General features: G+C 74.3%; 20 protein-coding genes. 12 read left to right on the forward strand and 8 right to left on the reverse strand.

Going from position 1 to position 26,474, the window contains the following annotated elements; translation table 11 throughout:
* The first annotated feature begins 41 nt into the window (after window positions 1-41).
* The gene (locus ABEB03_RS16385) at window positions 42-1,238 is read left to right on the forward strand and encodes a damage-control phosphatase ARMT1 family protein (RefSeq protein ID WP_345648604.1); all 1,197 of its coding nucleotides are present in this window, start codon (window positions 42-44) and stop codon (window positions 1,236-1,238) included.
* A 36-nt stretch (window positions 1,239-1,274) separates the two neighbouring features.
* Here ABEB03_RS16385 and ABEB03_RS16390 read toward each other — a convergent pair whose 3' ends face one another.
* Complete coding sequence (locus ABEB03_RS16390) at window positions 1,275-2,588, reverse strand: cytochrome P450 (protein ID WP_345648607.1); 1,314 nt, start codon at window positions 2,586-2,588, stop codon at window positions 1,275-1,277.
* Window positions 2,589-2,753: 165 nt separating this feature from the next.
* On the opposite strand from ABEB03_RS16390, the gene cyc2 reads away from it, so the two are divergent.
* Window positions 2,754-4,913 carry a germacradienol/geosmin synthase Cyc2 gene (gene cyc2 / locus ABEB03_RS16395; protein ID WP_345648612.1) on the forward strand — a complete coding sequence of 720 codons (2,160 nt, stop codon included), beginning with the start codon at window positions 2,754-2,756 and terminating at the stop codon, window positions 4,911-4,913.
* Window positions 4,914-5,525: 612 nt separating this feature from the next.
* On the opposite strand, the gene ABEB03_RS16400 is transcribed toward cyc2, so the two are convergent.
* Both ABEB03_RS16400 and ABEB03_RS16405 read right to left on the reverse strand, forming a co-directional pair.
* The gene (locus tag ABEB03_RS16400) at window positions 5,526-7,055 is read right to left on the reverse strand and encodes a hypothetical protein (protein ID WP_345648616.1); all 1,530 of its coding nucleotides are present in this window, start codon (window positions 7,053-7,055) and stop codon (window positions 5,526-5,528) included.
* A gap of 111 nt (window positions 7,056-7,166) precedes the next feature.
* Window positions 7,167-8,051: a CTP synthase C-terminal region-related (seleno)protein gene (locus ABEB03_RS16405; RefSeq protein WP_345648619.1), complete on the reverse strand. Its 885-nt coding sequence runs from the start codon at window positions 8,049-8,051 to the stop codon at window positions 7,167-7,169.
* 95 nt (window positions 8,052-8,146) lie between these two features.
* Between ABEB03_RS16405 and ABEB03_RS16410 the strand changes: the two genes are divergently transcribed.
* Both ABEB03_RS16410 and ABEB03_RS16415 read left to right on the forward strand, forming a co-directional pair.
* Window positions 8,147-9,013 (forward strand): LysR family transcriptional regulator, encoded by an 867-nt coding sequence (locus ABEB03_RS16410; protein ID WP_345648622.1) that lies wholly within the window; start codon window positions 8,147-8,149, stop codon window positions 9,011-9,013.
* Window positions 9,014-9,105: 92 nt separating this feature from the next.
* The gene (locus ABEB03_RS16415) at window positions 9,106-9,735 is read left to right on the forward strand and encodes a PDZ domain-containing protein (protein WP_345648625.1); all 630 of its coding nucleotides are present in this window, start codon (window positions 9,106-9,108) and stop codon (window positions 9,733-9,735) included.
* Window positions 9,736-9,748: 13 nt separating this feature from the next.
* On the opposite strand, the gene ABEB03_RS16420 is transcribed toward ABEB03_RS16415, so the two are convergent.
* Complete coding sequence (locus ABEB03_RS16420) at window positions 9,749-10,504, reverse strand: metallophosphoesterase (RefSeq protein ID WP_345648742.1); 756 nt, start codon at window positions 10,502-10,504, stop codon at window positions 9,749-9,751.
* A 174-nt stretch (window positions 10,505-10,678) separates the two neighbouring features.
* Here ABEB03_RS16420 and ABEB03_RS16425 point away from each other — a divergent pair, with 174 nt between their 5' ends.
* From ABEB03_RS16425 to ABEB03_RS16435, 3 genes are all read left to right on the forward strand, one after another.
* Window positions 10,679-11,302, forward strand: coding sequence for a LysE family translocator (locus ABEB03_RS16425; protein WP_345648628.1), 624 nt, complete (start codon window positions 10,679-10,681; stop codon window positions 11,300-11,302).
* 95 nt (window positions 11,303-11,397) lie between these two features.
* Complete coding sequence (locus ABEB03_RS16430; protein ID WP_345648631.1) at window positions 11,398-12,519, forward strand: aminopeptidase P family protein; 1,122 nt, start codon at window positions 11,398-11,400, stop codon at window positions 12,517-12,519.
* 63 nt (window positions 12,520-12,582) lie between these two features.
* Window positions 12,583-13,524, forward strand: coding sequence for an aminoglycoside phosphotransferase family protein (locus ABEB03_RS16435; RefSeq protein ID WP_345648636.1), 942 nt, complete (start codon window positions 12,583-12,585; stop codon window positions 13,522-13,524).
* A gap of 2 nt (window positions 13,525-13,526) precedes the next feature.
* On the opposite strand, the gene treZ is transcribed toward ABEB03_RS16435, so the two are convergent.
* Window positions 13,527-15,272 (reverse strand): malto-oligosyltrehalose trehalohydrolase, encoded by a 1,746-nt coding sequence (treZ, locus tag ABEB03_RS16440; protein WP_345648639.1) that lies wholly within the window; start codon window positions 15,270-15,272, stop codon window positions 13,527-13,529.
* Window positions 15,273-15,475: 203 nt separating this feature from the next.
* Here treZ and ABEB03_RS16445 point away from each other — a divergent pair, with 203 nt between their 5' ends.
* From ABEB03_RS16445 to ABEB03_RS16455, 3 genes are all read left to right on the forward strand, one after another.
* The gene (locus tag ABEB03_RS16445; RefSeq protein ID WP_345648642.1) at window positions 15,476-16,027 is read left to right on the forward strand and encodes a DUF1707 and FHA domain-containing protein; all 552 of its coding nucleotides are present in this window, start codon (window positions 15,476-15,478) and stop codon (window positions 16,025-16,027) included.
* A gap of 168 nt (window positions 16,028-16,195) precedes the next feature.
* Window positions 16,196-17,521, forward strand: coding sequence for a M14 family zinc carboxypeptidase (locus ABEB03_RS16450; RefSeq protein ID WP_345648645.1), 1,326 nt, complete (start codon window positions 16,196-16,198; stop codon window positions 17,519-17,521).
* On the forward strand, window positions 17,518-17,934 hold the full coding sequence (locus ABEB03_RS16455) for an SSI family serine proteinase inhibitor (RefSeq protein ID WP_345648649.1): 417 nt from the start codon (window positions 17,518-17,520) through the stop codon (window positions 17,932-17,934). Before ABEB03_RS16450 ends, ABEB03_RS16455 begins: the two co-directional genes overlap by 4 nt.
* 180 nt (window positions 17,935-18,114) lie before the next feature.
* Here the strand turns inward: ABEB03_RS16455 and ABEB03_RS16460 are convergent, their stop codons facing one another.
* The gene (locus tag ABEB03_RS16460; protein ID WP_345648745.1) at window positions 18,115-19,365 is read right to left on the reverse strand and encodes a M14 family zinc carboxypeptidase; all 1,251 of its coding nucleotides are present in this window, start codon (window positions 19,363-19,365) and stop codon (window positions 18,115-18,117) included.
* A gap of 130 nt (window positions 19,366-19,495) precedes the next feature.
* Window positions 19,496-20,983: a dihydrolipoyl dehydrogenase gene (lpdA, locus tag ABEB03_RS16465; RefSeq protein WP_345648652.1), complete on the reverse strand. Its 1,488-nt coding sequence runs from the start codon at window positions 20,981-20,983 to the stop codon at window positions 19,496-19,498.
* Between the two features lie 102 nt (window positions 20,984-21,085).
* Between lpdA and ABEB03_RS16470 the strand changes: the two genes are divergently transcribed.
* Both ABEB03_RS16470 and ABEB03_RS16475 read left to right on the forward strand, forming a co-directional pair.
* Entirely contained in the window at window positions 21,086-22,048 is a 963-nt protein-coding gene (locus tag ABEB03_RS16470; RefSeq protein ID WP_345648654.1) for a LysR family transcriptional regulator, read from the forward strand.
* Window positions 22,049-22,979: 931 nt separating this feature from the next.
* A complete protein-coding gene (locus ABEB03_RS16475; protein WP_345648657.1) occupies window positions 22,980-24,044 on the forward strand; it encodes a cytochrome P450 in 1,065 nt (354 codons plus the stop codon).
* Here ABEB03_RS16475 and treY read toward each other — a convergent pair.
* A complete protein-coding gene (gene treY / locus ABEB03_RS16480; RefSeq protein WP_345648659.1) occupies window positions 24,038-26,428 on the reverse strand; it encodes a malto-oligosyltrehalose synthase in 2,391 nt (796 codons plus the stop codon). The genes ABEB03_RS16475 and treY overlap by 7 nt on opposite strands.
* Window positions 26,429-26,474: the final 46 nt, after the last annotated feature.

The following is a 26,474-nucleotide window of genomic DNA, read 5'->3' on the forward strand; positions in this document are numbered from 1 at the left end:
TGTCGGCCGGCCCCTTCGGTCCGGCCGGTACGGTGAGCGACATGCCCGCACCCGCCGAGCCCGCACCCTCCGGCCAGCCCGCCGAGTCCGCCCCGCCCGTGGTCGTCAGCAACGTCGTGGGTTCGTTCCCCTGGAGCGTGCTGGCCGAGCGGCACCCCGCGCTGATCCGCCAGGTGCGCGGCGCCTTCCCGTACGGTCCCGGACAGCACCGTGCCCTCGACACCCTGCTCGCTGACTGCACCGAGGGCGTCGTCGAACCGCTCGGCCCCGAGGCCGCGGACCGGGACCAGTGGCTGGAGTGGGGCCGGGACCGGATCGGCCGGTCCTGGTTCGACGTGCCGTTCCTGTGGTCCGAGAGCTACTTCTACCGCCGGCTCCTCGAAGCCGTCGGGTACTTCGCGCCGGGCCCCTGGCAGGGCATCGACCCGTTCCGGCCCTTCAAGCTCGCGGAGCTCGACACCGCGGAGGCCGACGAGGAACTCGCCGCGCTCGACGAACTCGCCCCACGGCCGGCCGAGGAACAGGAGGTGGCCCTGCTGCACGGCTCGCTGTGGGGCAACCGGGCCGACCTCGGTTTCCGCCTGGGCGCCGCCTCGCAAGACACGCCGACGGCGTCCCGGCTCGTCGCGGACGACGGCGACGCGCTGCGCTCCCTGCTCCGCGGCGGCACCCTCTGCCTGGTCGCGGACAACGCGGGCCGCGAGCTCATCCCCGACCTGCTCCTCGTCGACCACCTCCTGCACCACGGCCGCATCACACGGGCCGTCCTGCACGTCAAGCCGTACCCCTACTACGTGTCCGACGCCACGACCGCGGACACCGTCGACGCGCTGCGCCGCCTCGTCGACGCGAAGGGAGCGGCCGGCGAGGCCGGCCGACGGCTCTGGGCGGCGGCGGCCGACGGCCGCCTCACGGTCCGGGCCCACCCCTTCTTCTGCGCCCCGCTGCCGTACGCAGACCTGCCCGACGACCTCCGCCGTGAGTTCGCCGCGGCCGACCTGACCGTCCTGAAGGGCGACCTCAACTACCGCCGCCTCATCGGTGACCGGCTCTACCCCGCGACCACGCCCTTCGCGGTGGCCACGGATCATTTCCCCGGCGCGGTGGCCGCACTGCGCACCCTCAAGTCCGACGTGGTCGTCGGGCTCGACGCCGGCACCGAGGCCGCGCTCGTCGCGGCCGAGGAGCAGCGCTGGCGCACCGGCGGCACGCACGCGCTGATCCAGGTCGGGCCCTGAGCGCGGACGCCCCCGTGGTCGTCACCGGACGCGGGGTCAGACCAGTTGCAGGGGAAGCGACTTGAGCCCGTTGATGAAGTTCGAGACGAGACGCCGGGGAGGTCCCGCGGTGCCCAGCGCGGGCGCCGCGCGAAGCGTCTCCTCGTACAGCACCCGTAGTTGCAGCCGCGCGAAGTGGGCGCCCAGGCAGACGTGCGGGCCGTCGCCGAAGGAGACGTGCGGGTTCGGTGCCCGGCCGAGGTCCAGCCGGTCCGGCTCGGCGAAGACACGCTCGTCACGGTTGGCGGAGGCGTGGAAGACGACGACCTTGTCGCCGGCCCGCAGGCGCCGCCCGGCCAGCTCGGTGTCCACGGCCGCCGTACGGCGGAAGGTGAGCACCGGCGGATGCCAGCGCAGCAACTCCTCGACGGCCGCGTCCGGTCCGACCCGCCCCGCGCGCAGTGCCGCGTACGCGTCCGGGTGTTCCGCCAGGGCCAGCAGGCCCCCCGGTGCCGCGCCCCGCACCGTGTCGTTGCCCGCGACGGTGAGCAGGAAGAAGAACATCTCCAGCTCCTCGGGGGCGAGTTCGGGGTCGGCCGCCAGTGTGGTCATCACATCGTCGGCGGGGTGGTTCTTCTTGAGCACGGCCAGCTGGTGGGCGTACTCGAACATGTCCCGCAGCATCGCCGGGGAACGCGGATCGACCGGCTTCCCGTCCGCGCCGACCGTCGTCGGGCCCGCCTCGTCCGGGTCCTGATAGCCGATGACCCGCCGCGTCCAGTCCAGCAGCAGCCCCCGGTCCCGCTCCGGCACGCCGAGCAGGTCCGCCAGATTCAGCAGGGCGTAGTCGTCGGTGACGGCGCCGACAAGATCGCACGTGCCGTCGCCCGCGCGGGCCTCCTCGACCGCCCGCCCGAGCAGCGCACGGGCCCGCTCGCGGGCCACCGCCTCGAACTGCCCGACGCGGCGCGGGGTGAACGCCCGGCTCACCAGCCGCCTCAGCCGTCCGTGGTCCGGCGGGTCCTGATTGAGCATCATGCGCCGGATGAACGGCAGGTCGCCGGGGGCCGGATCGCGGATCTGGGTCGCCCCGAGACACGAGGAGTACGTCGCCGAGTCCTTGAGCACCCGCACCACGTCCGCGTGCCGGGTGACCGCCCAGAACCCGGGGCCCGCCGGCCAGCCGAGCACCTCGCGCTCCTCCTGCCAGGCGACGGGAACGTGATCGCGCAGCGCACGGTAGGCGGCGTGGGGGACCCCGTCGGCGTACTGCCGGGGGTCGAAGACATCGGGCGGGTCGGGCAGGTGGGGCGGCTCAGGCGCATCCGATGCCTCCGCCGTGTCCCGCGGGGCCCGTGGTGTGGACGTCATACGACCACGGTGACCGGCCCGGTCCGGCGACGGCAAGGGGATCGCTGGACCTGCCGCGGTGCAGATCCGGGAGGTGCAGGGGCCGCCACCCAGGGGATTCACGCGATGGTGTGATCATGTCCAGGCCCGCGGGTGTCGTCCGCAGGCCGTGGGTAGGGCCCGGCCATGACGCAGCCGTTCCGACTCCCGCACTTCTACATGCCGTATCCCGCGCGGCTCAACCCGCACCTCGACGAGGCACGTGCCCACTCGGTCGGGTGGGCACGGGACATGGGCATGCTGGAGGGCTCCGGCATCTGGGAGCAGTCCGACCTCGACGCCCACGACTACGGGCTGCTGTGCGCGTACACGCACCCCGACTGCGACGGGCCCGCGCTGTCCCTGATCACCGACTGGTACGTGTGGGTGTTCTTCTTCGACGACCACTTCCTGGGCATGTTCAAGCGCACCCAGGACCGCGCGGCGGGCAAGGCCCACCTGGACCGTCTGCCGCTGTTCATGCCCCTGGACCTGTCGACGCCCGTGCCGGAACCGCGGAACCCGGTCGAGGCCGGGCTCGCCGACCTGTGGGCGCGCACGGTGCCGTCGATGTCGGCCGACTGGCGCCGCCGCTTCGCCGTCGCCACCGAGCACCTGCTGAACGAGTCGATGTGGGAGCTGTCCAACATCAACGAAGGACGGGTCTCCAACCCCGTCGAGTACATCGAGATGCGCCGCAAGGTGGGCGGTGCGCCCTGGTCGGCGGGGCTCGTGGAGTACGCCACCGCCGAGGTCCCGGCGTCCGTCGCACGGACGCGGCCGCTCCGGGTGCTGATGGAGACGTTCTCCGACGCCGTGCACCTGCGCAACGACCTGTTCTCCTACCAGCGGGAGGTCGAGGACGAAGGGGAACTCAGCAACGGCGTGCTCGTCCTGGAGACGTTCTTCGGCTGCACGACCCAGGAGGCCGCCGAGACCGTCAACGACATCCTGACCTCCCGGCTCCACCAGTTCGAGCACACCGCCCTCACCGAAGTGCCCGCGCTCGCCCTGGAGAAGGGGCTCACCCCGGGCGAGGTCACGGCGGTGGCCGCGTACACCAAGGGCCTGCAGGACTGGCAGTCCGGCGGCCACGAATGGCACATGCGCTCCAGCCGCTACATGAACGAGGGCGCGACGTCCGCAGCGCCCTGGCAGGCGCCGACCGGCCCCGGCACCTCCGCCGCCGACGTGAGCGCGTTGCTGGCCGCCGTCGCCGCGGAACGCCTGCGCGTCTACTCCCACCTGCCGCACCAGCGTGTGGGCCCGTCGCTGCTGCCCGACTTCGCCATGCCGTTCGAGGCCGAGCTCAACCCGCACCTCGACGCCGCCCGCGGCCGGCTGACCCCGTGGATGCACCGCATGGGCATGCTCGACGAGGGCGTCTGGGACGAGGACCGGCTCGCGGCCGCCGACCTCCCGCTGTGCGCGGCGGGGCTGGACCCGGACGCGACCGCCGAGGCCCTCGACCTCAGCTCCCAGTGGCTCGCCTGGGGCACGTACGCCGACGACTACTACACACTCGTCTTCGGGCACCGCCGCGACCTTGTCGCCGCGCGCCTGACCACCGAGCGCCTGTCCGCCTGCATGCCCCTGGCCGGTGAGGAGGTGCCCGTCCCGGCCAACGGCATGGAGCACGGCCTCGTCGACCTGTGGGCACGCACCACGGGCGCGATGCCCCCCGAAGCGCGTCGGACCCTGAAGGACGCGGTGGACGTCATGACGGCGAGCTGGCTGTGGGAGCTGTCCAACCAGATCCAGCACCGCGTCCCGGACCCGATCGACTACCTGGAGATGCGGCGCGCCACCTTCGGCTCCGACCTCACCCTGAGCCTGTGCCGGATGGGCCACGGGCCCGCCGTCCCGCCGGAGGTGTACCGCAGCGGACCGGTCCGCTCCCTGGAGAACTCGGCCGTCGACTACGCCTGCCTGGTGAACGACGTCTTCTCGTACCAGAAGGAGATCGAGTACGAGGGCGAGATGCACAACGCCGTCTTCGTCGTGCAGAACTTCTTCGGCTGCGACTACCCGACCGCGCTCGGCGTGGTGGGCGATCTGCTGAACCAGCGCATGCGGCAGTTCCAGCACGTTGCCACGCATGAACTGCCCGTCCTGTACGAGGACTTCGGTCTGTCGGAGGAGGTGCGCGAGATCATGGCGGGCTATGTCGCCGATCTGCAGAACTGGATGGCGGGCATCCTGAACTGGCACCGGAACGTCGACCGCTACAAGGCCGAGTACCTGGCGCGCCGTGCCCACGGCTTCCTCCCGGACCGGCCGCCCGCTCCGGCGCTGCCCGTCGGCTGAGGCCGCCCATGCCGGACGGCTCCGCCGGGAGCGCGGGTGGCGGCCCCGCTTCCCGGCCGGTGCCCGCACGGGGCGGGCACCGGCCGGGACCGCCCCGCTGGGGGCGCGGGGAACTGCGCGCCCGGCGGCAGCCGACGCGCGCGGGCGGGCACCGGTCGGGACGGCCCCACCCAGGGGCGCGGGGAACTGCGCGACCAGCCCCCACCGGCCCGCGGTCGCCCTGCATCCGCCGCCGTCCCCTGGTCGGGCGGTTTTGACCTGCGCTCGCCCGTGCGGGCCGGGTGTCGCCGGACGCGCGGTTCCTCGCGCCCCTGGCCGGGTGGGCTCGGGCCCTGTTCGCCTGCGCAGGGTGGGTGTGGCTGGGTGCGCGGTTCCTCGCGCCCCTGGGCGGGTGGGTTCGGGCCCTGTTCGCCTGTGCAGGGTGGGTGTGGCTGGGTGCGCGGTTCCTCGCGCCCCTGGGCGGGTGGGTTCGGGCCCTGTTCGCCTGTGCAGGGCGGGTGTGGCTGGGTGCGCGGTTCCTCGCGCCCCTGGGCGGGTGGGTTCGGGCCCTGTTCGCCTGCGCAGGCCGGGTGTCGCTGGGGGCGTGGTTCCGCGCGCCCCTGGGCGGGCGGGTCAGGGGCGGCCGGTCGTCCTGCGTGCCGCCTCCTCGGCGGGCTGCCGCACGGCCGCGGCGCCGGCGGGCGACAGCTCGTCGCGTATCGCGTCGCCGGCCGCGAGAACCGCGCGGGCATCCTCGGGAAGATCCGCGTCGGCCAGGGCATGGGCGAGGGCGTAGTGCTCCTCGGCGATGAACCGGCCGAGATTGACGCCCTGCCAGTGCCGCAGCGAGTCGTCGCCCGGAGCCGCCAGGACCCTTCGGAGAACCCCCAGGGTGCTCACGGCTCCGTCGAGACGGGCCGCCTCCCGCTCCAACCGGGCCTGGGTCAGCCGGGCCGAGACCTGGTCCCACGCCCGCTCCTGGAGCTGCGCGTACAGCCGCTGGGCGCGCAGCGCCTGGGGAAGGTCGCCGAGCCGCTCGAACTCCCGGGCGAGCGAGCCGAGCGGGGACGGGTCGAGGCGCGTCGGGGCGTCCGGCCGCCGCAGCATGCTCTGGTTCATCTCGATCTCGTCCAGCCGCCGGATCAGCGCCACCCGGGCGAGCTCCGTCAGGCCCTGGTCCAGGGCGAGTTCGGTCCAGGTGAGCAGCGGTTCGTCGGCGGGGTCGGTGCCGAACAGGGACTCGTCGAGGTCCCGCGCCCAGGAGCGCAGTTCGGCGCCGTCCACGTCCGGTTCGGGAATTCCGCCGAGCCCGCACCAGGTGTCGAAGTCGGTGTCGCGGACCTCGTGGAGCAGGGGCAGGTCAGCGGGGTCCCCGCGCAGGCCCACCAGCACGGCGGCCAGCCGCAGTTCGTCCGTCATCGAGGACCGCGCCTCGTGTCGGAGCAGTCGGCGGAGCAGGCCGGTGTCACCGTCCGCGCGGTCGAACTGCGCGGCGCGCAACGCGACCCGACGCCGTACCGGATCCTCGGCCAGCGCGTCCTCCACCGTCTGCTCACCCGCCCGCAGCCTGGCCAGGTCGGCGTGTCCGCGGGCCAGAACGGCCTCCCACAGGGGTGGGCCGGGCAACTCGTCCAGCAGGCGGTAGGCGAGGAGTTCCTCTCCGTGGATCAGCACGAAGTCGGGCTCGGTGCGCCGCAGTGCCGCGTACAGCATGCCGACGAGCTCGACCGGGGAACGCTCGGGGAAGCCCAGAGCGGCGCGCAGTTCGGTCCGCTCGTCGTCGAAGCCGTAGCACTCGCGGAGCTCGTCCTCGGTCTCCGCGACCGCGGCCAGGATCTTCTCCGCGCCGTCCTGCGGCGACAGCCCGAGGTAGTCGTGCCAGCCGGGCAGGCCGACGAATATCTCCAGTGCCTCGTCGGCGCTCGACCCCACGACGCCCGAGCCGCCTTCCGAGTCCGCGTACAGCAACGAGCCGTCCGCGCACAGGAAGTAGGTGCCACCGGTGTCGTCCCCGGCCACCACCTCCAGGGGTCCGCCCGAGGCGAGACGGACCGGCTCGACATGGCCGTGGGCCGTGCGGCTCAGGTCGAAGCCGAAGGGGAACGCGGCCAGGCCGGCCAGGTGCGGGTCCTGCCGGAGCAGGCGCAGGGCGTCGTCGGTCATGTCACAGAAAGTAACAGCTGCCACTGACAAGGGGACTTGACCCGTGTGCGGCAAGGGGGACGTGACCGGTCGCGGCATCGGCACGCACCGCCGTGTGCCTGCCGGGCACCGTCACTCGGCACGTACCCGCGCGGCGTGCTCCACCGCGGCCCGTGCGAGCGCCCTGATCAGCGGGTGCGGGCGCGAACCGTCCCCGGACAGCTCCGGCTGGAACAAGGTGGCCAGGAAGAAGGGGTGGCCCGGGAGTTCGGCGATCCGGACCCGGCCGTCCTGGTCGTGCCCGCTGAAGCGCAGCCCCCGCGCGCGCAGGGTGTCGAGATGGCGTGAGGGACCGTACGAGCAGAAGTACCGTTCGACCGTCCGCTCCGCCCCGATCAGGGACTGCGCGAGCGTGCCCGGCTCGACGGTGACGGCGGCCTCGTGCCCCACGAGCGAGCACGCGAGCGGCTCGATCAGGAAGTCGTCCGCGTCGGGGTCGTTCTCGGCGTGCGCGACCCGGGTGAGGCCGCAGACGTCGCGGGCGTACTCCAGGAGGGCGTGCTGGAAGCCGCCGCACGTGCCGAGGAACGGGATGCCCTCCTCGCGAGCCGTCCGGATCGCCGTGAGCACGCCCGCCTCGCTGCGGTAGGGGCTCCCGGGAAGCACCCACACGGCGTCGAAGCCGTGTACGGCCGTCGCGTCCTCGGCGTCCTCGGAGGGGATCCAGTAGGCGTCCAGGACGATCCGGTCGCGGTCCGCGAGCGCGTCGAGCAGGAGCGGGACGCGGGTGTGCGAGACGACGGTGGGGGAGCGGTCCCCGACGAGGGCGATCCGGGCACCGCGTGCCGGGCCCGCCGTGCCGCCGCCGTTCGCGGCCGGGGTGTTCGTGGCCGGCCCGTTCGCAGCCGTGCTCGCGGGGGCCGAGCCGCTCGTGGCCGGACCGTTCGTGGTGATGGCGCCCGTCGGGCCGTTCGCGGCCGTGCCGCTGTTCGTGGACATGCGGTTGTTCGTGGTCATGCGGTTCATCCTCGGCGCGCCGCCGAGTTCACGTCCAACGATGATTTCCGCACCCCCGATAAGCAACGCTGATACGGTGCGCCATCCTTGGCGGCATGGATCCGCATCTCCTGCGTACGTACGTCGCCGTGGCGCGGCTCGCGTCCTTCTCGGAGGCCGCGCGCGAGCTCGGCTACACCCAGTCCGCGGTGTCCCAGCACGTCGCGGCGCTGGAGCAGGACCTGGGTGCGCCGCTGCTCACCCGGCGGCCCGTCGCACCGACCGCGGCGGGCGAGCGGCTCCTCGAACACGCGGGCCCGCTGCTGCTGCGCCTGGACGCCGCCCGGGCCGACGTCGCACGGACGGTGGCCGCGCCCGAGCACGGTCTGACGCTCGCCGTGGCGCCGACCGCACTCGGGCCCCGTGTCGTCGCGGCGCTGCCCGCCGCGGGTGTGACCCTCAGGATGCTGTCCCGCGACGAGGTCCCGGCGGCCGTCGCGACCGGCGGCGCGGACCTGGGGCTCGTCGACGGACTCGCCGCGCCCAGCGACCCCCTGCGGCTGCCGGACGTGGCGCCGCTGACGACCCACGGGGTCGGCGAGGAGCCGGTCTGTGTCCTGCTGCCCGCGTCGCATCCACTGGCCCGGCGCACGGGGCTGCGGTTGGGCGACCTGGTGGACGCCCGCTGGCTGGACGCCCCCGGCGCGGGGCTGCCGCTGGCCCACCTGCGCGCCGCGCACGGCAGTGCGGGCTTCCGCCCTGCCCTGCGCTACGAGGGCACCGACCTGCGTGCCCTCACCGCTCTGGCCGCCGCGGGGCACGGCCTGCTCCTGCTGCCGCGCACGGCGGCCGTCGGCGTGCCCGGCACGGCGGCCGTGCCGCTGGTGGCTCCCCGGCTCGTGCACCGTACGGAGCTGGTGCACGCCGGATCGCCGCGGGGCGCGGCGGCCGCATTGGTGGACAAACTTCTCGAACGGTCCTGAAAGTCTCACTCGTTAGTGAATCGTCGCGCGTCGGCGCGCAGGGTAGAGCAAGAGCCGGAGGCGGTCCGTAGAACAGCTGCCGGAGGCGATCCATGGAACAGACCGCGTTGCGTCCCAAGCCGATGCCCGGTCAGGAGCCGGGCGGTGGCCGCCCGTCCGGCGGCGGGCGGCGACCGCATGCCGCCCGACGCCGCGGCAGGCGTCTGATGACGCTGCTGTTCAGTTTGTTCGTCGGCGTGGTGCTGGTCCTGTCGGGGGTCGGGCTCGGCACCGTGGGTGCCACGGTGATCGGCATGAGCAGACTGGCGGCCCTCCAGCAGAAGGCGGGCGGTGCGGCGGGACCCGGGCCGTCCGTGTCGCCGGGCGCCTCCGGGCGTGTCTCCGGTCCGGCCGCGCCCGGCGGTTCCAAGTCGGCGTCGGTGGGCGGCGGGACGGCTCCGGTGACGGAGTCCGCGCCGGCCACGCTGGGTGTCGAGGCCGTCGACGCACCGAAGGGCGGGGGTGCGCTCGTCGTCGCCGTCCATGTCCCCGGGCCCGGGTACACCGCGGGCCTGGTGCGTGGTGACGTCCTGCTCGCCCTCGGGGAGAGCCGGATCGGTTCGGCGGCGGACCTCGCGCACGCGGTCGCCGCCGCGCGCCCGGGCGCGTCCGTCACCCTCTCCGTCCGTCACGCGAACGGGTCCCGACGTCAACTGTCCACGGTCCCGGGCGTCGTGACCTGATTCCGGCCCCGGCTCACGCGACCCTGAAGTGGCTCGTCAACCGCCCTTCGTCGTCGAGCACATGGAACGCGAACCCGGGCGGGGCGTCCCGGTCCGCGACCCCTTCGCCCTCCCAGGGCAGCCGCAGTGTCCAGGTCACGCCGGGGCCGACGACGAGCGGCCGTCCGGCGAAGGCGGTGGCCGCCGGTGTGTGCGCGTGCCCGGTGATCAGTCCGACGATCTCGGGCCTGCGCTCCAGCAGCCCGGCCAGGGCGCGCGGCTCGCCCAACTGGTAGGCGTCCGGCAGCGGATGGTGCAGGGCGACCGGCGGGTGGTGGAAGGCGAGGAGCGCGGGCAGGCCGCCGTCCAGGTCGTCGAGCGTCGCCTCGATCCAGGCATACGTCTCCTCGTCGAACTCGCCCTCGTCCCGGCCCGGGATGCTGGAGTCGCACATGAGCACGGCCGCGTCGTCGAAGACGTGCAGGCTGTTGACCGGGCCGTCGCCGGCGGGGCCGCCGAGCAGGGCCTTGCGGTAGGGCGCGCGGCTGTCGTGGTTGCCCGGGCAGGTGAGGACCGGGAACGGGGCCGTGTCCGGGTCGCGCAGTCCCAGCAGACGAGCCGCCTCCTCGTACTCCGCCTCCGCGCCGTGGTCCGCGATGTCTCCCGTCACCAGGAGCGCGTCCACCCGCCCGGCGAGCCCCCAGAGCCGGTCGCGCACCCGCTCGGCCCGCTCCGTCGCCCGCTCTGTCCCGTCCAAGTGAAGGTCGCTGATGTGCGCCAGCACGAGCATGCCGTTCCCCTCCCCGTCGTTGAGGCGTCGAGGCCCCGAGTTCATGTAATGGAACAACAGAATCTAAGCATTAGCTCTAATGGCAAGGCAATGCCCAGGCGTTAGAAGAAGGCCGGGCGAGGTCCGTGCGGAAAAGTGCTGGCCGCCCCGACGGCGCTGCGTCACCATGGCCGCATGCTGAGCACCCTTCTCGCCTTCCTCGGCGCCTGCACGCTGATCGCGGCGTCCCCCGGACCCAGCACCGTGCTGATCATCAAGCAGTCGTTGCGCAGCCGGCGGTCCGGTTTCCTGACCGTCCTCGGCAACGAGACGGGGGTGTTCGTCTGGGGCGTCGTCGCCGCCTTCGGCCTCTCCGCGCTGCTCGCCGCCTCCGAGGTGGCGTACGGCGTCATGCGCGTCGTCGGCGCCGTCGTCCTCGTCGGCTTCGGCATCCAGACGCTGCGGCAGGCGCGCCGCTCCAAGGACGCCCCGGACGGTGCCGGCTGGGAGGGCACGGAGCAGAGTGGCTGGGCCTCCTACCGGGGTGGACTGCTGCTCAACCTCGCCAACCCCAAGGCGGCCGTCTTCGCGATGTCCTTCCTGCCGCAGTTCGTGCCCGAAGGAGCCCCGCACCTGCCCACCATGGTCGGCCTCGCCGCGCTCTGGGCGGTCTACGAGGTCGGCTACTACGGCCTGTACGTGTGGTTCGTCGGGCGGATGAAGGCCGTGCTGTCCAGGACCGGCGTGCGACGGCGTCTGGAGCAGGTCTCGGGCGGCGTCCTGCTCCTCCTGGGTGCGCGCCTCGCCCTGGAGAGCTGACACAAAGGCACCGCAATCGGCTCGCGCACGCCCCAGCGGAGGGGCAGGATGCTGCCCGTAGCCCCCTGGGGGACTCCGGACGGTTGGAGGCATGCATGACCGCCACACCCGCGCCCTTCGCGGCCGGCGACTACGAGGCCCGGATGCGGCGTGCGGCCGGGGCCGCCGCGGACGCCGGGCTCGACGGCGTGCTCGTCGCGCCGGGTCCCGACCTGGTGTGGCTGACCGGGTACCGGCCGGTGGAGACCGAGCGGCTCACCCTCCTCGTGCTGCGGCCCGGCCAGGACCCGGTCCTGGTCGTGCCCACCCTGGAGGCGCCCGACGCCGCCAAGGCCCCCGGCGCGCCCGCCCTGACGCTCCGCGACTGGACCGACGGCAAGGACCCCTACGAGGCGACCGCGCCGCTCCTCGGCCACCAGGGCCGCTTCGGAGTCAGCGACAACGGCTGGGCCCTGCACCTGCTCGGACTCCAGCAGCACCTGCCCGGCACCCGCTACCAGGCCCTCACCAAGGCCCTGCCGATGCTGCGCGCCGTCAAGGACGCCGCCGAACTGGAGCGGCTGGCCGCGGCGGGCGCCGCGGCGGACCAGGCCTTCGAGGAGATCCGCAAGGTCCGCTTCTCCGGCCGCCGGGAGACCGACGTGGCCGCCGACCTCGCCGATCTGCTGCGCCGGTTCGGGCACTCCCAGGTCGACTTCACGATTGTCGCCTCCGGCCCGAACGGGGCGAATCCGCACCACGAGGCCGACGACCGCGTCATCGAGCACGGCGACATGGTCGTCCTCGACTTCGGCGGCCTCAAGCACGGCTACGGCTCCGACACCTCCCGCACCGTCCACGTCGGCGAGCCCGACGCCGAGGAGCGCACCGTGCACGACGTCGTGCGCGCGGCCCAGGAGGCGGGCTTCCGCGCGGTGCGGCCGGGCGCCGCCTGCCAGGACGTCGACCGCGCGGCCCGGGCGGTCATCACCGAGGCCGGATACGGCGACCGGTTCATCCACCGCACCGGACACGGCATCGGCGTCACCACCCATGAACCGCCGTACATGATCGAGGGCGAGGAGCAGCCCCTCGTGCCCGGCATGTGCTTCTCCGTGGAGCCCGGCGTCTATCTGCCGGGCCGCTTCGGGGTCCGCATCGAGGACATCGTCACGGTCACGGAGGACGGCGGGCGGCGCCTGAACACCACCTCCCGCGAGATGGTGATCGTCGACTGACCTGCACCCACCGACCGTGCGGCAGAAGCCCCGCCCACGCCCCCGAACGACAAGGGCGCGACCATGACCCAGGCACCGACACCGACCGAGGACACCGTCCGCGAACTGGTCCGTTCGCTGCTCGCCGACGGCAGGGCGGAGGGAGCCGGTTTTGACGTGCGCCCGGTCGCCGAGGGCGGTGAACACTCCAGCTGGTGGGTGGGCCGGCGCCATGTGCTGCGGCTCGCCCGGGACCGTGACGCCGCCGCGCGCCAGCGCCGCGAACGGCGGCTGCGCGACCTGATCCGGCCGCACCTCGGCGTCCCGGTCCCGGTGAGCGTCGCCCACGGCGAATGGGCGAGCGGACTCGGCTGCACCCTGGACACCCGGCTCGCCGGCGGTTCGGGCGAGGTCCAGGACGTCTCGGCCGTCGGCGAGGCCGACCTGGCGGGCCTGCTCACGGGTCTGCGCGAGGTGCCCGTACGGCAGGCCGAGACGCTCGGCGTGCCCCGCGTCGCGCCGCGCTCCCTGGAGGCGCTGCGCGACGCGGCCGCCGGTGCCGCCGAGCGGCTCGCCGCCGCCGAGGAGTTCGACCCGGCTCGGCTCGCCCAGCTCACCGCACCGGGCGCCGCCCAGCTCGCCGCACAGCCGGGAGTCGCGTTCCTCGTGCACCACGCCCTCAAGGGCGAACACCTCGTGGTCAGCGCCGACGGGCGGGTGCGCGGCGTCCTCGACTGGACCGACGCGGTGATCGGCGACCCGGCCGAGGACATCGGCGGGCTGGCGATCGCCGTCGGCGCGGGGGCGGCCGTCCGCGCCGCCACCCTGGCCGGGTACGGCGCCCGCCCTTGTCTGCGCGGCCTGTGGCTGTCGCGCTGCGACACGGTGATCCGTCTCGCCGACCGTCTGCGGGGCGGCGACGGCAGCCCCGTCCCGCTCCTGCGGACCCGACTGGGCCGCGCCTGGGAGGCGATCATGCTGGAACGGGTCACCGATCTGCGGGACGACCCCGACGAGTCGCCCTAGGGTCACGCCTGGGTCAGCACCACGCACGATTCGCCGGGCACGGTCAACACCCCGTCCGTGTCCGGCGCTTCCACCGGTTCCCACGCCGCCAGCACGCGCGCGTGGCGCAGGCCCAGCGGGATCGCCGCGGGCTCCTTGCCGAGGTTCACCGCCACCCGGACGTCCCCACGCCTGAGGGCGATCCAGCGAGCCCGGGGGTCCTGGGCCACCCTGACCGCGGCGAGGTCGGGGTCCGAGAGGTCGTGCTGCCGGCGGCGCAGCGCGATCAGCTCCCGGTACCAGGCCAGCACGCGCGCGTGGAGGGCCTTGTCGGGCTCCGACCAGTCGAGGCAGGAGCGGTCCCGGGTCGCCGGGTCCTGCGGGTCCGGCACCTCCTCCTCGGCCCAGCCGTGCGCGGCGAACTCGCGGCGTCTGCCCCTGCGCACGGCCTCCGCCAGTTCCGGGTCGGTGTGGTCGGTGAAGAACTGCCAGGGTGTGCTCGCGGCCCACTCCTCGCCCATGAAGAGCATCGGGGTGAAGGGCGCGGTGAGCGTCAGCGCGGCCGCGCAGGCCAGCAGCCCGGGGGAGAGGGACGCCGACAGCCGGTCCCCCTGGGCGCGGTTGCCGATCTGGTCGTGGGTCTGGGAGTAGCCGAGCAGGCGGTGCGCCGAGACGCGGGTGCGGTCCAGCGGGCGGCCGTGGTGCCGCTCGCGGAAGCTGGAGTACGTGCCGTCGTGGAAGAAGCCGGAGGTCAGCGTCTTCGCGAGCGCCGCGAACGGGTCCCGCGCGAAGTCCGCGTAATACCCCTGCGCCTCACCGGTCAGCGCGGTGTGCAGCGCGTGGTGGAAGTCGTCGTTCCACTGGGCGTGCAGCCCGAGACCGCCCTCCTCGCGGGAGGTGACGAGCCGCGGGTCGTTGAGGTCCGATTCCCCGATCAGGAAGAGCGGCCGCCCGAGCTCGCCGGAGAGCGCGTCCACTGCCGTCGACAGCTCCTCCAGGAAGTGCAGCGCGCGCGTGTCCCGCAGCGCGTGCACCGCGTCCAGTCGCAGCCCGTCGAACCGGTAGTCGCGCAGCCAGGCGAGAGCGCTGCCGACGAGGAACGCGCGCACCTCGTCCGAACCGGGCGCGTCCAGGTTCACCGCGGAGCCCCAGGGTGTGTGATGGGTGTCCGTGAAGTACGGCCCGAACGCCGGCAGGTAGTTGCCGGACGGCCCGAGATGGTTGTGCACGACGTCGAGGACCACGCCCAGTCCCAGCCCGTGCGCAGTGTCGACAAAGCGCTTGAGCGCCTCGGGTCCGCCGTACGGCTCGTGCACGGCCCACAGCGAGACCCCCTCGTACCCCCAGCCGTGCCGGCCGGGGAACGGGCACAGGGGCATCAACTCGACGTGCGTCACACCCAGTTCCACCAGATGGCCCAGCCGCTCGGCGGCCGCGTCCAGTGTGCCCTGCGGCGTGTACGTCCCCACGTGGAGCTCGTACAGCACCGCACCGGGCAGCGGGCGCCCCGCCCACGGCGCCCGCCATGCGTACCGGTCGTGCTCGACCACCGCGCTCAGCCCGTCCGGGCCGTCGGGCTGGCGCCGCGAGCGGGGATCGGGCAGCACGGGGCCGTCGTCCACCGCGAAGCCGTAACGCGTCCCGTGCTGCGCGTCCGCCTCGCCCGTCCACCACCCGGCCCGTTCCGGATCGCGCGCCAACGCGCGCGTGGCGTCCGCGCAATGCAGCGTCACCCGGTCGGCCTGCGGTGCCCACACCTCGAACCGCACAGACGGTTCCCCCTTGTCAGCTCACCGTGACGTAATCCGTCCATGGTGCTTCACCTGAGATCAATTCGCTTTCGAATCCACCCTTTTGCCGCGTGTCCGCCGCGCATGTGTCACACCCGGGCCGCCGAATCGTTCCGGTCGGCCGAGGCGTCCCTTTCCCCGTTTTCTGGACACCCCGCCCGCCCTGTCCGACAATCACCAGCGTGACGTCGTCTTTCGAGTTCCACACGTACCCCGCGCGGCTGTCCGACGCGGAGCGCGACCGGGCGCTCAAGGCGCTCCGCGACGGCGTCGCCCTCGGTCGCCTCTCCCACGACACCTTCATCCGCCGCATGGAGCTGGCGCTCGCCGCCCGCAGGCCCGACGAACTCGCCGTGCTCACCGCCGACCTGCCCACCGAGGGGCGCTGGGCGAAGCTCGTGTTCGGCACCGTGGAGGCGATCTCCGGCTTCTCCGTACGGGTGCGCAGGGCCTGGCAGGCCGAGCGGCTCCCCAAGCTCCAGCTGCCCCACCCCGGGAACCCGTACCCGCTGCGCATCGGCCGCGACCCCGCCAGCGGGCTGCGGCTCAACCACGAGACCGTGTCCCGGGTGCACGCCGAACTGAGCCGGCAGGGCGGGCTGTGGGTGCTGCGCGACCTCGGCTCGACCAACGGGACGACCGTCAACGGCCGGCGCGTCGTCGGCTCCACCGTCGTCAAGGACGGCGACCAGGTCGCCTTCGGGCGGATGGCGTTCCGACTCGCCTCGGACTGACCGGGTCCGCTTCGGAAGTAACCGATTTCCCCAACATCCTCGGTGTTCCGCGGTGTTGACGAACCCTTACCGCCGTGACTGACTGTGCGTACACCATGCACATCAGGTGAACCGACGGCACCACATGAGTGGAGGTGTGTCCTGCCGCCACTCCTCCGCTACCCGACCGTGGACGAGCTCGGCACCCGGGCGGCCGCGCTCGCCGCCCGTCGCCCCCGGGACGCCCGACTGCGCCGCGTGGGCACCTCGCGGGCCGGCGCGCCGCTCTGGCTCCTGTCCGTCGGGCACGGCAGCCGCCAGGCCCTCGTCGTCGCCGGACCGCACGCCAACGAACCCGTCGGCGGCGCGACCGTCCTGCGCCTCGCCGAACGAGTCCTCGCCGACCCCCGGTTGTGCGAGGGAGCGGACGCCACCTGGAACCTGCTGCTGTGCCTCGACCCCGACGGCTCCCGTCGCAACGAGGCCTGGCTGTCCGGCCCGTACACCCTCGGCCGCTACTTCCGGCACTTCTTCCGGCCCGGCTTCCTGGAACAGCCCGAATGGCTGCCGGACGGCGCGGACAGCGCCGTACTGCCGGAGACCCGGACCCTCCTCGACCTCCAGGACGAACTGCGGCCCTTCCTCCAGTGCTCCCTGCACGGCGTCGACGTGGGCGGCGCCTTCGTCGAGCTCACCCACGATCTGCCCGGCCTCGCCCAGCGCGTCGCGCACGCCGCCGCGCGCCTCGGCATCCCGCGGGAACTCGGCCCGTACGACACCCTGTACTGGCCGGCCCTCGGGCCCGCCGTCTACCGCATCCCACCGCCGCGCCGGGGCGACCTGGCCGCCGCCATCACGGAGGCCGCGGTCGAGTCGACCTGGTTCCACCCGCACCCGTACGGCACGGTGACCGCCGTCGTCGAGGCCCCCATGTGGGGCGTCGCCGCCGTGGAGGACGCGGGCCGGCCCGCCGACGCCGAGGCCGCGCTGCGCTCCGTCAGCCGCAAACTGCGTGACGACACACGGCTCCTGGAAGGCATCCTCGCGCGCGTCAGACCGGGCCTCGGCACCTCCCCGGACACGGCCTGCCTGCTCGCGCCCGTCGACGACTATTTACTGGTCGGACCCGGACTCGCCGACTCCTGGGATCCCGACCTGGACCAGCCCGCCGCGCGCCCGCTGCCACCGCTCGACACCGCCCGCCTGACGGCCCTGCGCCTCGCGGGCCGGCGCGTCGCGCTGCGGACGGCGGGGCTGCTGCACCAGCTCGTGACCGCGTCCGGCCACGATCCCGCGGGGGCGCTGCCGGAACTCGACCGGCTCATCGACGCGTGGTGCGCCGACTACCGCGACGGCTGCGGAGCGCGCTGGATCCCGGTCGCCCGCCAGGTCGAGTACCAGGCGCGTGTCGTGCTCTCCGCGTTCCACCTCGCCACGCGGCGGGCCCCCGCGCGCTCCCGTTCGAGTGACTCCGGGTGGGGTTCGCCCACCGCCGTGCCGATGCACCTGGAATGACGACACGCATGCGAGCGGTCCGGGCCCTGGTGCTGGCCGGGGCCGCGCTCCTGACCGCGGGCACCGTCCCGGCCGACGCGGTGCCCCGGACGTCCCACGCCGGCGACTGGCTCCACCTCACCGTCACCCACGGGGACGTGGCCACCGGCGGCACCCGCGGCGCCCTGCTGCTCTGCGACCCGCCGGGAGGACACCCGCACGCGGCCCGGGCCTGCGAGGAACTGGACGCCGCCCACGGCGACATCTCCCGCATCCCGCCCGCCCCCGACGCCGTGTGCTCGCTGATCTACGCCCCGGTGACCGCCTCGGCGCAGGGCGTGTGGGACGGCCGCCGGATCGACTACACGCACACCTTCTCCAACTCCTGTGTGATGGAGGCCGAGACCGGAGCGGTGTTCGCCCTGACGGACTGAGCCGGACGACGGCACCGCGCGGACGCCCCGGCACCGACGGACCGGGCCGGATGACAGCCCCGCAGGGGCCGCGGCACCGACGGACCGGGCAGCACGGACGACCCCGCGCGGACGCCCGCCGTCGCCCGCCCCGGCCGAGGATCCGGCCGGCGATCACGCGCGCGGACGCCGCGGCCGGTGTCAGGCCGCCCCGCCGCGCGCGTGCCGGGCCGCCGCGACCACCGTGCGGGCCTGGTGCTCGACCTGGTTCTCCAGCGGAACCCAGCGGGCACGGAAGCGGTCGGCGAAGGCGTCGCTCCAGGAGGCGACCAGACGTTCGAGGTGCGGCGCCGCACGGTCGTCGGCCTCCTGGAGCACCCGCAGCAGCATCGAGGCGGCCCGCAGCGGGAGCCGGCGGCCGAACGCGTCGACACTGCCGACGTACGCCATCGTCGTGTCCGGGGGCGGTGTGCGGGCCCAGTCGTCGGCAAGTCCCGGCACCAGCCCCAGCGCCCACTTCGCGGCGCGCAGGAGCGGCCCGTCGGGCCCCGGCAGCCGTGGCAGCGCCTCCGCGAGCACCACCTCCACCTGGAGCGCGTCGCGCAGCAGGCGGCGCGCCAGCCGGCGCATCGCCGCCACCGGCGCCGGGTGCGGCGCCGGATCGTCCACCAGGTCGCTGGCCCACATCGGTACCTCCACGACGGCGGTGAGCCCGCCGTACCGGTGGGCGTGGTACCAGGTGCTGTGCCGGGCGTCGTCCGGCATGCTCGGATACGCCGCGTCCGAACCCGGCGCCGGCATCACGTGCACCCCGGGCCCCGAGGCGGGCCAGCCCGCGGCGTCCGACGCGGCCGTCTCCACCGGGATGTGCAGCTCCGCCGCCGACTTGGCGAACGGCTCGGCGAGTCCGGGGATGTCCTTCGTCAGCTGTACCCAGCTGCCGCCCAGATCGGTCCCGTGCAACGTCACCTGGAGGTAGGGCCGCAGCTCGTCGATGACCCGGGTCAGGGCGCGGGTCTCCGGCGGCAGCCGGTCGGGAGGCAGTACGGACGGAGACCACTCCGGCTGCTCGGGACCCGCCGGACGGAAGAAGCCCCGGTGGTAGTCGAACAGGGTGCGCGGCGCGGGCGTGACATGGAGGTTCGCGCCGTCCGGGTCCGCGCACAGCAGGAAGTGCCAGGAGGTGCCCGCCCTCAGCTCCCGCTCCTGAAGGGCTCGTTCGGCCAGGGCCAGCAGGGTCGAACCACCCGTCGGCTCGTTCGAGTGAGCCCCCGCCACGACGAGGACCGCGCGCCGGGCGTGCCCCACGGAGAGCAGGTGCAGGGGTCTTCCCGCGCGTGAGGAACCCACTTGCCTCAGGGTGCACAGGCCGGGACGATGAGCGGCCAATGCCCGTGCGGCGGAGACGATTTCGGTCACACTGGGGTAGCGCAACTCCGGCAGGAGACTCACCCCCGACTTGTCCGCCCTGCGTCGCTTTTGGCAGTAGTCCACGGTCTGGATGAACTGTCAAGGATCGGGCCGGGCGGCTCCAGGGGGCGCCAGGTGGCACGTATCGACGGCAGGGGGAGCGCCAGGCCGGTCACCGCTGGTGCAGACCGCGTCCCGCGAGCGTCAGGAACGTCTCGCCGACCGCCTCGGAGAGCGTCGGGTGCGCGTGGATGTGCCGCGCCACGTCCGAGGGCTCGGCGTCCCAGCCCACGATCAGCTGGCTCTCCGCGATCATCTCGGACACGTTCGGGCCCACCAGATGGACGCCGAGCACCTGTCCGCCGCCCGCCTCGGCCACCACCTTCACCATGCCGCCCCGGCCGTGCACCATGCCCTTCGCGACGGCGGTGAGCGGCATCGTGCCGACGTCGACCCGGTGCCCACGCGCGCGTGCCTCCGCCTCGCTCAGCCCCACCGCCGCCGTCTGCGGCGACGAGTAGGTGACCCGCGGCACGGCCGCGTAGTCGACCGGCGCGGACTCCACGCCGGCCAGCGTCTCGGCGACCAGCAGCCCCTCCGCGAACGAGGCGTGCGCGAGTCCGGGCGACGGCGGCGGCAGCAGGTCCCCGACGACGTGGATGCCCGGCACAGCGGTCTCCAGCCGGTCCCAGTCGGCGGATTCGAGGAAGCCCCGCCCGTTCGCCGCGAGGCCTGCCGCGGCCAGGTCCAGTCCCTCGGTCACCGGAACCCGTCCCACGGCCACCAGGAGCCGTTCGGCCGCGACCGTGCGGGTCCCGCCCCGCTCGGTGCGCACCCGGGCCCGTACGCCGTCGTCCACGACCTCCGCGTCGAGCAGCCGCGCCCCCGTCAGCACCTCGATGCCGCGCTTCTTCAGACCGCGCGTCAAGTGCCGGCTCACGTCGGCGTCCTCCAGCGGGACGAGCCGTTCGGCGGCCTCGACGACCGTCACCTCGGCGCCCATGGAACGGTGGAACGACGCGTACTCGACACCGATGGCACCGCCTCCGAGGACCAGGACGGACCGGGGGAGGCCGGGGGCGAACAGGGCGTCGTCGCTCGTCACCACGCGCCGCCCGTCCGCCACGAGCCCGGGGAGCGTGCGCGGGCGTGATCCGGTCGCGAGGACGATGCCACGGCGCGCGGTGAAGGTGCCCGCGCCCTCGACCTGTACGGCACGGACGCCGGTCAGCCGGGCGCTGCCCCGCACCACCCGCACGCCCGCGTGGGCGAGGTGTCCCTCCACGCCCCGGTGGTTGCGCTGCACGATGTCGTCGCGGGTGGCGACCAGCGCGGCCCAGTCGACCTCGTCCAGCGTGGCCTTCACGCCCCACCGCTCGCGGGCCTCGGCGATGCCGTCGACGAGTTCGGCGGCGTGCAGCATCGCCTTGCTCGGGATGCAGCCGCGGTGCAGGCAGGTGCCGCCGACCTTGTCGCGCTCGGCGAGCACGACGTCGAGGCCCAGGGCGGCGGCGCGCAGCGCGGTGCTGTACCCGCCGGTGCCGCCGCCGATGACGACGACATCGGCCGCGGCGTGGGACGTGCCGGACGCGCCGGGGGTGCCGGATGTCCTGGAGGCGGCGGATGCGCCGGCGGTGCCGGATGCGCTGGAGGTGTCCATGTCCTCAGCCTCCGCCCGCTCCTTGTCATGAGTCCAAGGCAATGTTTGTGTGGAACTCATGCAGAACACTTATGGGTCTCCCGGCGTACGGACGTGCCCGGGATGAGCCTGCGTCAGATGGAGTACTTCCTGACCGTCGTCGAAGAGGCGTCGTTCACCCGCGCCGCCGAGACCCTCCACGTCACCCAGCCCGCGCTGTCCCACCAGATCAAGGCCCTGGAGAAGACCGTCGGCGGGCCCCTCCTGGAGCGCATGCCGCGCGGTGTGCGGCTGACGCCCATGGGCCGGGCCTTCCGGCCGCACGCCGAGCTCGCCGTCCGCAGCGCGGCCCAGGCCCGCCGGGCCGCTCGCGCCGCCGCCGGCGCGGAGGGCGGCGAACTGCACATCGCCGCCGTGCACTCGGTGGCCGTCGGCGTCCTGCCCGACGTCTTCGCGCGCTGGCGGGCGGCCCACCCCGGCGTCCTGCTGCACCTTCACGAGTACGCCACCTCGCAGGCGCTGGAGGAGCAGGTCGAGCGGGGCGTCGCCGACCTCGCCGTCGGGCCCGCGCCCGTCGACTGGCCCGGCAGCGTCCTGCCGGTCGGCGAGGAGGAGGCCGTCCTCGTGGTGCCCTTCGACGACCGGCTGGCCGGCCGCACGACGGTGACACCGGCGGAGCTGTCCGACCGTCCCTGGATCCGCTGCGCGATGGAGCCCGTGGTCGACGGGGAACGCTTCCTCGACCGGGTGTGCGGGCAGGCGGGATTCCGGCCGCGTACGGCCGTGTTCACCGAGCACACGTCGACGGCGGTACGGATGGCCGCGGCGGGGGTCGGCGTCGCCGTCGCGCCCTCGCACATCGTGCGCGGAGCCGTCGGCGAGGACTGCGTGGTGCTCTCCGCCGACCCGCCCTGGAAGCGTCCCCTGACCGTCTTCACGCGCGAGCCGCCGACAGGCGCCGCGGAGGCCTTCGTGAACCTCCTGCGCGCGTCCTGGCCCGAGGCTCCGGCGCCCCGCCGCGAGACGGCCGATTCACCCGTACGGGCGCACGGGGACTGCGGTCCGGGGGCGGCGGTGGTCGGCTGATACCAACCGCGCGCGGGTCCGGCGCGCAGACCCGAGGCGGGAGGCCCCGGTGCTGTGTTCTCACGGCCTTCCCGGCGAAGGCGCGCCCACGCCCGTGCACGCGGGACCGCGGTCCGCACGGCCGGCCGCGTGCCGCGACAGCCCGGCCACGGCGCCGGTCCCGCCGGGCGAACGCCCGTCCGGCGAGGGCCCGCCTGAGGTCGGAGAGCGACCTCGGCACGGCGGCCCACCCGACCCGGCGGCCCCCTCGCGCACGACCGCGCCGCCGTCGCCTGGCTCGGCGGTGCCTTCCGGCTCGGCGGTGCCTCCTGGCTCGGCGGCGCCTCCTGGCTCGGCGGTGCCTCCCGGCTCCGCGGTGCCTCCTGGCTCGGCGGTGCCTCCTGGCTCGGCGGTGCCTCCTGGCTCGGCGGTGCCTTCCGGCTCGGCGGTGCCTCCTGGCTCGGCGGTGCCTCCTGGCTCCGCGGTGTCGCCCGGCCGATCCGCTGCCGCCCCGTCAGCACCGCTCGGCCCGTCGGTGTCGCCCGGGCCCGCGGGAGCTTCCGGCCGGTCGGTGCAGACCGGACCGCCGGCCTCCTCTGGTCCGTCGGCCGGTCCACCGGTCCCGGGCGGCACGTCGGCGCATTCCGGCCCGGTGGTGCCGCCCGCCCCGTCGGCTCCTTCTGGTCCGTCGGTCGGCCCGGCGGCGCCTGGCGGCCCGTCGGGGTCGCCCGCCGCGGCGGCGTCCTCCCGCCCGGTCGTGCCGCCTGCCCCGTCGGCATCTGCCGGCTCGGCGGTGTCGCCCGGCGCGGTGACGCCTGCCGCCCCGGCCGGGTCCTCCGGTCCGCTGGTCGCGTCGACCGCCCCGGTGGTGTCCTCCGGACCGCCGGCGAGGGACTCCGTGTCGCCCGGGCGGGGCGGCGGGGGACCGGGCCGAGCGCCGAGTCTGCTCGACGTGGGGACCGAGCACGACCCCCACGCGTTCTACCGCACCCTGCGGACCCGCTTCCCGCTCGTGTACGACGAGCGGTCCGACGCGTGGCTGATCAGCAGGTACGCCGACGTGCGCGGCGCGCTCGCGGACCCGCGACTGGTCGTGCCGCCGTCCGGACGCACCCTGGTCCATCGGGAGGGCGGCACGCACAGCGCGCACCGCGCCCTCGTCTCACCGGCCTTCCGCGGTGCCGCACTGGCCGCGCTGACGGCCGGCGTCGAACGCACGGCCTACGTCCTGGCCCGGCGCATCGCCGCCCGCGAAGAGGCCGACCTCGTCGCCGAGTTCTGCCACTGGCTGCCCACCGCGGCCGTCGTCGGCGCGCTCGGACTGCCGTACGAGGACACCGCGCGCGTGCACGCCTGGTGCCGCTCGGGTCTGGACCACCTCGGCGGTCACCACCCCGAACTCGAAGTGTTCCTGCGCCCGTACATCGCGCGCCGCCGTGCCCACCCCGGGGCCGATCTGCTGTCCGCCCTGTGCACGGCCAGGACCGACGGGCGCCGGCTGTCGGACGAGGCCGTGGCGGGCCTGGCCGGCACCCTGCTCGGCGCGGGCGGCGAGACCACCGCGCGGGCACTCGGCTCGTTCCTCGCCAACCTCCTCGACCACCCCGGCCAGCTGGCGGTGATCCGGACCCGTCCGACGCTGACCCAGGGCGCCTGGGCGGAGTCGCTGCGCCGGGACCCGCCGCTGCACATCGTGGAGCGGCGGGCCCTCGCACCGGTCGGCGTGATCCCCGAGGGCGCCACCGTGGCCTGCCTGCTGGGCTCCGCGGGCCGCGACCCGGCACGGTTCGCAGACCCGGACCGCTACGACGCCTTCCGTGCCGATCCGGGGGACCTCGCGTACGGCTCCGGAAGGCACTTCTGTCCTGGCCCCCTGCTGGCCGCGCTCACGGCGGAACACGGTCTGCACGCCCTCATGAGCGTGGCTCCGGCTCTGCGCTGGGTGCCCGGTTTCCGTCCCGTCCCGGAGGGGCCCGTCAGCCCCTCGCCCCGGGCCCTGCGGGTGCTGCTTCACTGAGGCGCGCCGAGCCGTTCGAGGAGGGCGGCAGGCGCGTGCGCGAACAGGTCGGCCACGCGCGCGTGCCCGGTGAACTCCCGCCCCGGGGACAGCACATCGGCCCACCGTCCCTCGGGGAGGGGCAGCAGGGTGTCGCCCCAGCCCCCGGAGTCGGCCAGCCTCAGCGAGAGCCGGGTGACGGCCGTGACCACTTCGCCGGAGCGCGCGAACGCCACGCAGTGCGCGGCCCCGGCCCCCTCCGCCGGCAGCCGCTCGTACGTCGCCGACTCGCCGAAGGCGGCGGGTCGCCGTGCGCGCAGCCCCAGCGCGGCCCGGGTCAGTTCCGTCTTCTCGGACGGGCTCCTCGGCGGAGCGAACGGCTGCCGGTTGTCCGGGTCCACCAGAGCCAGGTACTCGTCCTCGGTGCCCTGGTAGAGATCGGGCACCCCAGGCATCGTCAGATGGACCAGAGCGGCGCCCAGGACGTTGGCCCGCACGTGGGGAGCCAGGGACGCCCGGAAGGCGGCCACGCGCCGCCCCGGGGCTCCGCAGGGCCCCTCGGCGACGAAGGCCGCCACCCTGTCCTCGTAGGCCGGGTTCCGCTCGGTCCAGGCGGTGTGCAGACCGGCCTCGCGGACGTGCTTGAGCAGCGCGTCGCGCAGCCGTGCCTCGGCGTCGGGGCCCAGCCCGAGCACGGTCTGCCACGCGGCCCACGCCAGCTGCGGGTCGGGTACGCCCGTGCCGTCGCGGGTCACCTCCGCGAGCAGTCCGGCCCACCGGTCCGGGCACTCGCTGAGCACGGCGAGGGCCGCGCGCACGTCGGCGCTGCGCTTGGTGTCGTGCGTCGACAGGACCGTGCCGGTCGCGGGCCAGTCGCGCTGCACGCGCGCGCAGTAGGCGTGGAAGGCGTCCGGCGACAGGGCCGGGCTGCCCGGACTGCCGCCCACCTCGTTGGCCGACAGGAGGGGCACGTAGCGGTAGAACGCGGTGTCCTCGACGGACTTGGCGCGCAGCGCCGACGCGGTCTGCGCGAAGCGGACGCGGAACTCCCGGTGCACGGGCCCGTCCCCGGCCCGCCCGAGCACCAGGTCGCGCACGACGTCGACGGCGTGCGCCTCGTCGGGCACCGTGAACGCGGCCCGTGCCTCGTCGGCGGCCTGCTCCGTCACCACCAGGGAGGCGTCCGTCGACGAGTAGGGGCGGTACACGTCGAGGCGTACGAGGAGCTCTCGCAGCGCGGTGCCCAGGGCCCAGGGCGCGTGGTCGCGCAGCGCCGGATCGGGGGACGCGGCGCACAGACCGCTCACCACGCGGGTGAGGCGGTCGACCTCGGTGGCCAGTTCGTGCGTGACCACCTTGTACGCGGCGCGGCGCACCGTGGCCTCCCAGTGGCCGCCGCGGTCGGGCTGCGGTGCCGCGAACCTCCGGTACTGGCCGAGGAGTTCGCCCGCGCCGGCCGGGTCGGTGAAGAGGCCGTCCACGTGGCGCAGCGCGTCGTAGCCGGTGGTGCCCGCCACGGGCCAGGCCGCCGGGAGCGGCTCGCCGTCCGCGAGGATCTTCTCGACCACCGTCCAGCGGCCCCCGGACGCCTCGTGCAGCCGGCGCAGATAGGCGTCCGGGTCGGCCAGGCCGTCCGGGTGGTCGACCCGCAGGCCGTGGACGACGCCTTCGTGGAGCAGCTCCAGGATCTTCGCGTGGGTGGCGTCGAAGACCTCCGGATCCTCGACGCGTACGCCGATGAGTTCCGAAATGCTGAAGAAACGGCGGTAGTTGAGCTCGGTGCGGGCCTGCCGCCACCAGGCGGGGCGGTACCACTGGGCGTCGAGGAGCTGGAGCAGGGGCAGTTCTTCGGTGCCGGCGCGCAGCGGAAAGGCGTGGTCGTAGTAGCGCAGGACGTCGCCGTCGACCTTCAGGTGGTCGATCTCCGCGCCGAGCCTGCGGGCCAGTACCGGCAGCAGCAGTTGACCGCCCGCCTCCCAGTCGATGTCGAACCAGCGCGCGTACGGCGACTCGGGGCCCTCGCGCAGCACGTCCCACAGGGCGCGGTTGTGGCGCGGGTCCATGGCCATGTGGTTCGGCACGATGTCCACGACGAGGCCGAGGCCGTGCTCCCGCGCGGTGCGGGAGAGCGCGCGCAGTCCCTCCTCGCCGCCCAGTTCGGCCCGTACGCGTGAGTGGTCCACCACGTCGTACCCGTGCGTCGAGCCGGGGACGGCCTCCAGGACGGGCGACAGGTGCAGATGGGAGACGCCGAGCGAGGCCAGGTAGGGCACGGCCGCCTCGGCGCCGGCGAACGGGAACTCCGGCTGCAGCTGGAGCCGGTACGTGGCCGTCGGCACGGCCGGAATCACCGGGCCGGGAGCCGTCGGGTCCGAAATCTCCGGGTCGGGACGCTCAGGTGTCATGCGAACCTACGTACCCTTCTTGTCGCCTTTCGTGTCATCGGCGCGC

Origin of the sequence: Streptomyces siamensis (assembly GCF_039543605.1) — a bacterium.
GTDB lineage: Bacteria > Actinomycetota > Actinomycetes > Streptomycetales > Streptomycetaceae > Streptomyces > Streptomyces siamensis.

Coding starts and splice junctions, on each gene's coding strand:
- ABEB03_RS16385 (WP_345648604.1), top strand. CDS start 42: ATGCCCGCACCCGCCGAGCCCGCACCCTCCGGCCAGCCCGCCGAGTCC.
- ABEB03_RS16390 (WP_345648607.1), bottom strand. CDS start 2,588: ATGACGTCCACACCACGGGCCCCGCGGGACACGGCGGAGGCATCGGAT.
- cyc2 (WP_345648612.1), top strand. CDS start 2,754: ATGACGCAGCCGTTCCGACTCCCGCACTTCTACATGCCGTATCCCGCG.
- ABEB03_RS16400 (WP_345648616.1), bottom strand. CDS start 7,055: ATGACCGACGACGCCCTGCGCCTGCTCCGGCAGGACCCGCACCTGGCC.
- ABEB03_RS16405 (WP_345648619.1), bottom strand. CDS start 8,051: ATGACCACGAACAACCGCATGTCCACGAACAGCGGCACGGCCGCGAAC.
- ABEB03_RS16410 (WP_345648622.1), top strand. CDS start 8,147: ATGGATCCGCATCTCCTGCGTACGTACGTCGCCGTGGCGCGGCTCGCG.
- ABEB03_RS16415 (WP_345648625.1), top strand. CDS start 9,106: ATGGAACAGACCGCGTTGCGTCCCAAGCCGATGCCCGGTCAGGAGCCG.
- ABEB03_RS16420 (WP_345648742.1), bottom strand. CDS start 10,504: ATGCTCGTGCTGGCGCACATCAGCGACCTTCACTTGGACGGGACAGAG.
- ABEB03_RS16425 (WP_345648628.1), top strand. CDS start 10,679: ATGCTGAGCACCCTTCTCGCCTTCCTCGGCGCCTGCACGCTGATCGCG.
- ABEB03_RS16430 (WP_345648631.1), top strand. CDS start 11,398: ATGACCGCCACACCCGCGCCCTTCGCGGCCGGCGACTACGAGGCCCGG.
- ABEB03_RS16435 (WP_345648636.1), top strand. CDS start 12,583: ATGACCCAGGCACCGACACCGACCGAGGACACCGTCCGCGAACTGGTC.
- ABEB03_RS16455 (WP_345648649.1), top strand. CDS start 17,518: ATGACGACACGCATGCGAGCGGTCCGGGCCCTGGTGCTGGCCGGGGCC.
- lpdA (WP_345648652.1), bottom strand. CDS start 20,983: ATGGACACCTCCAGCGCATCCGGCACCGCCGGCGCATCCGCCGCCTCC.
- ABEB03_RS16470 (WP_345648654.1), top strand. CDS start 21,086: ATGAGCCTGCGTCAGATGGAGTACTTCCTGACCGTCGTCGAAGAGGCG.
- treY (WP_345648659.1), bottom strand. CDS start 26,428: ATGACACCTGAGCGTCCCGACCCGGAGATTTCGGACCCGACGGCTCCC.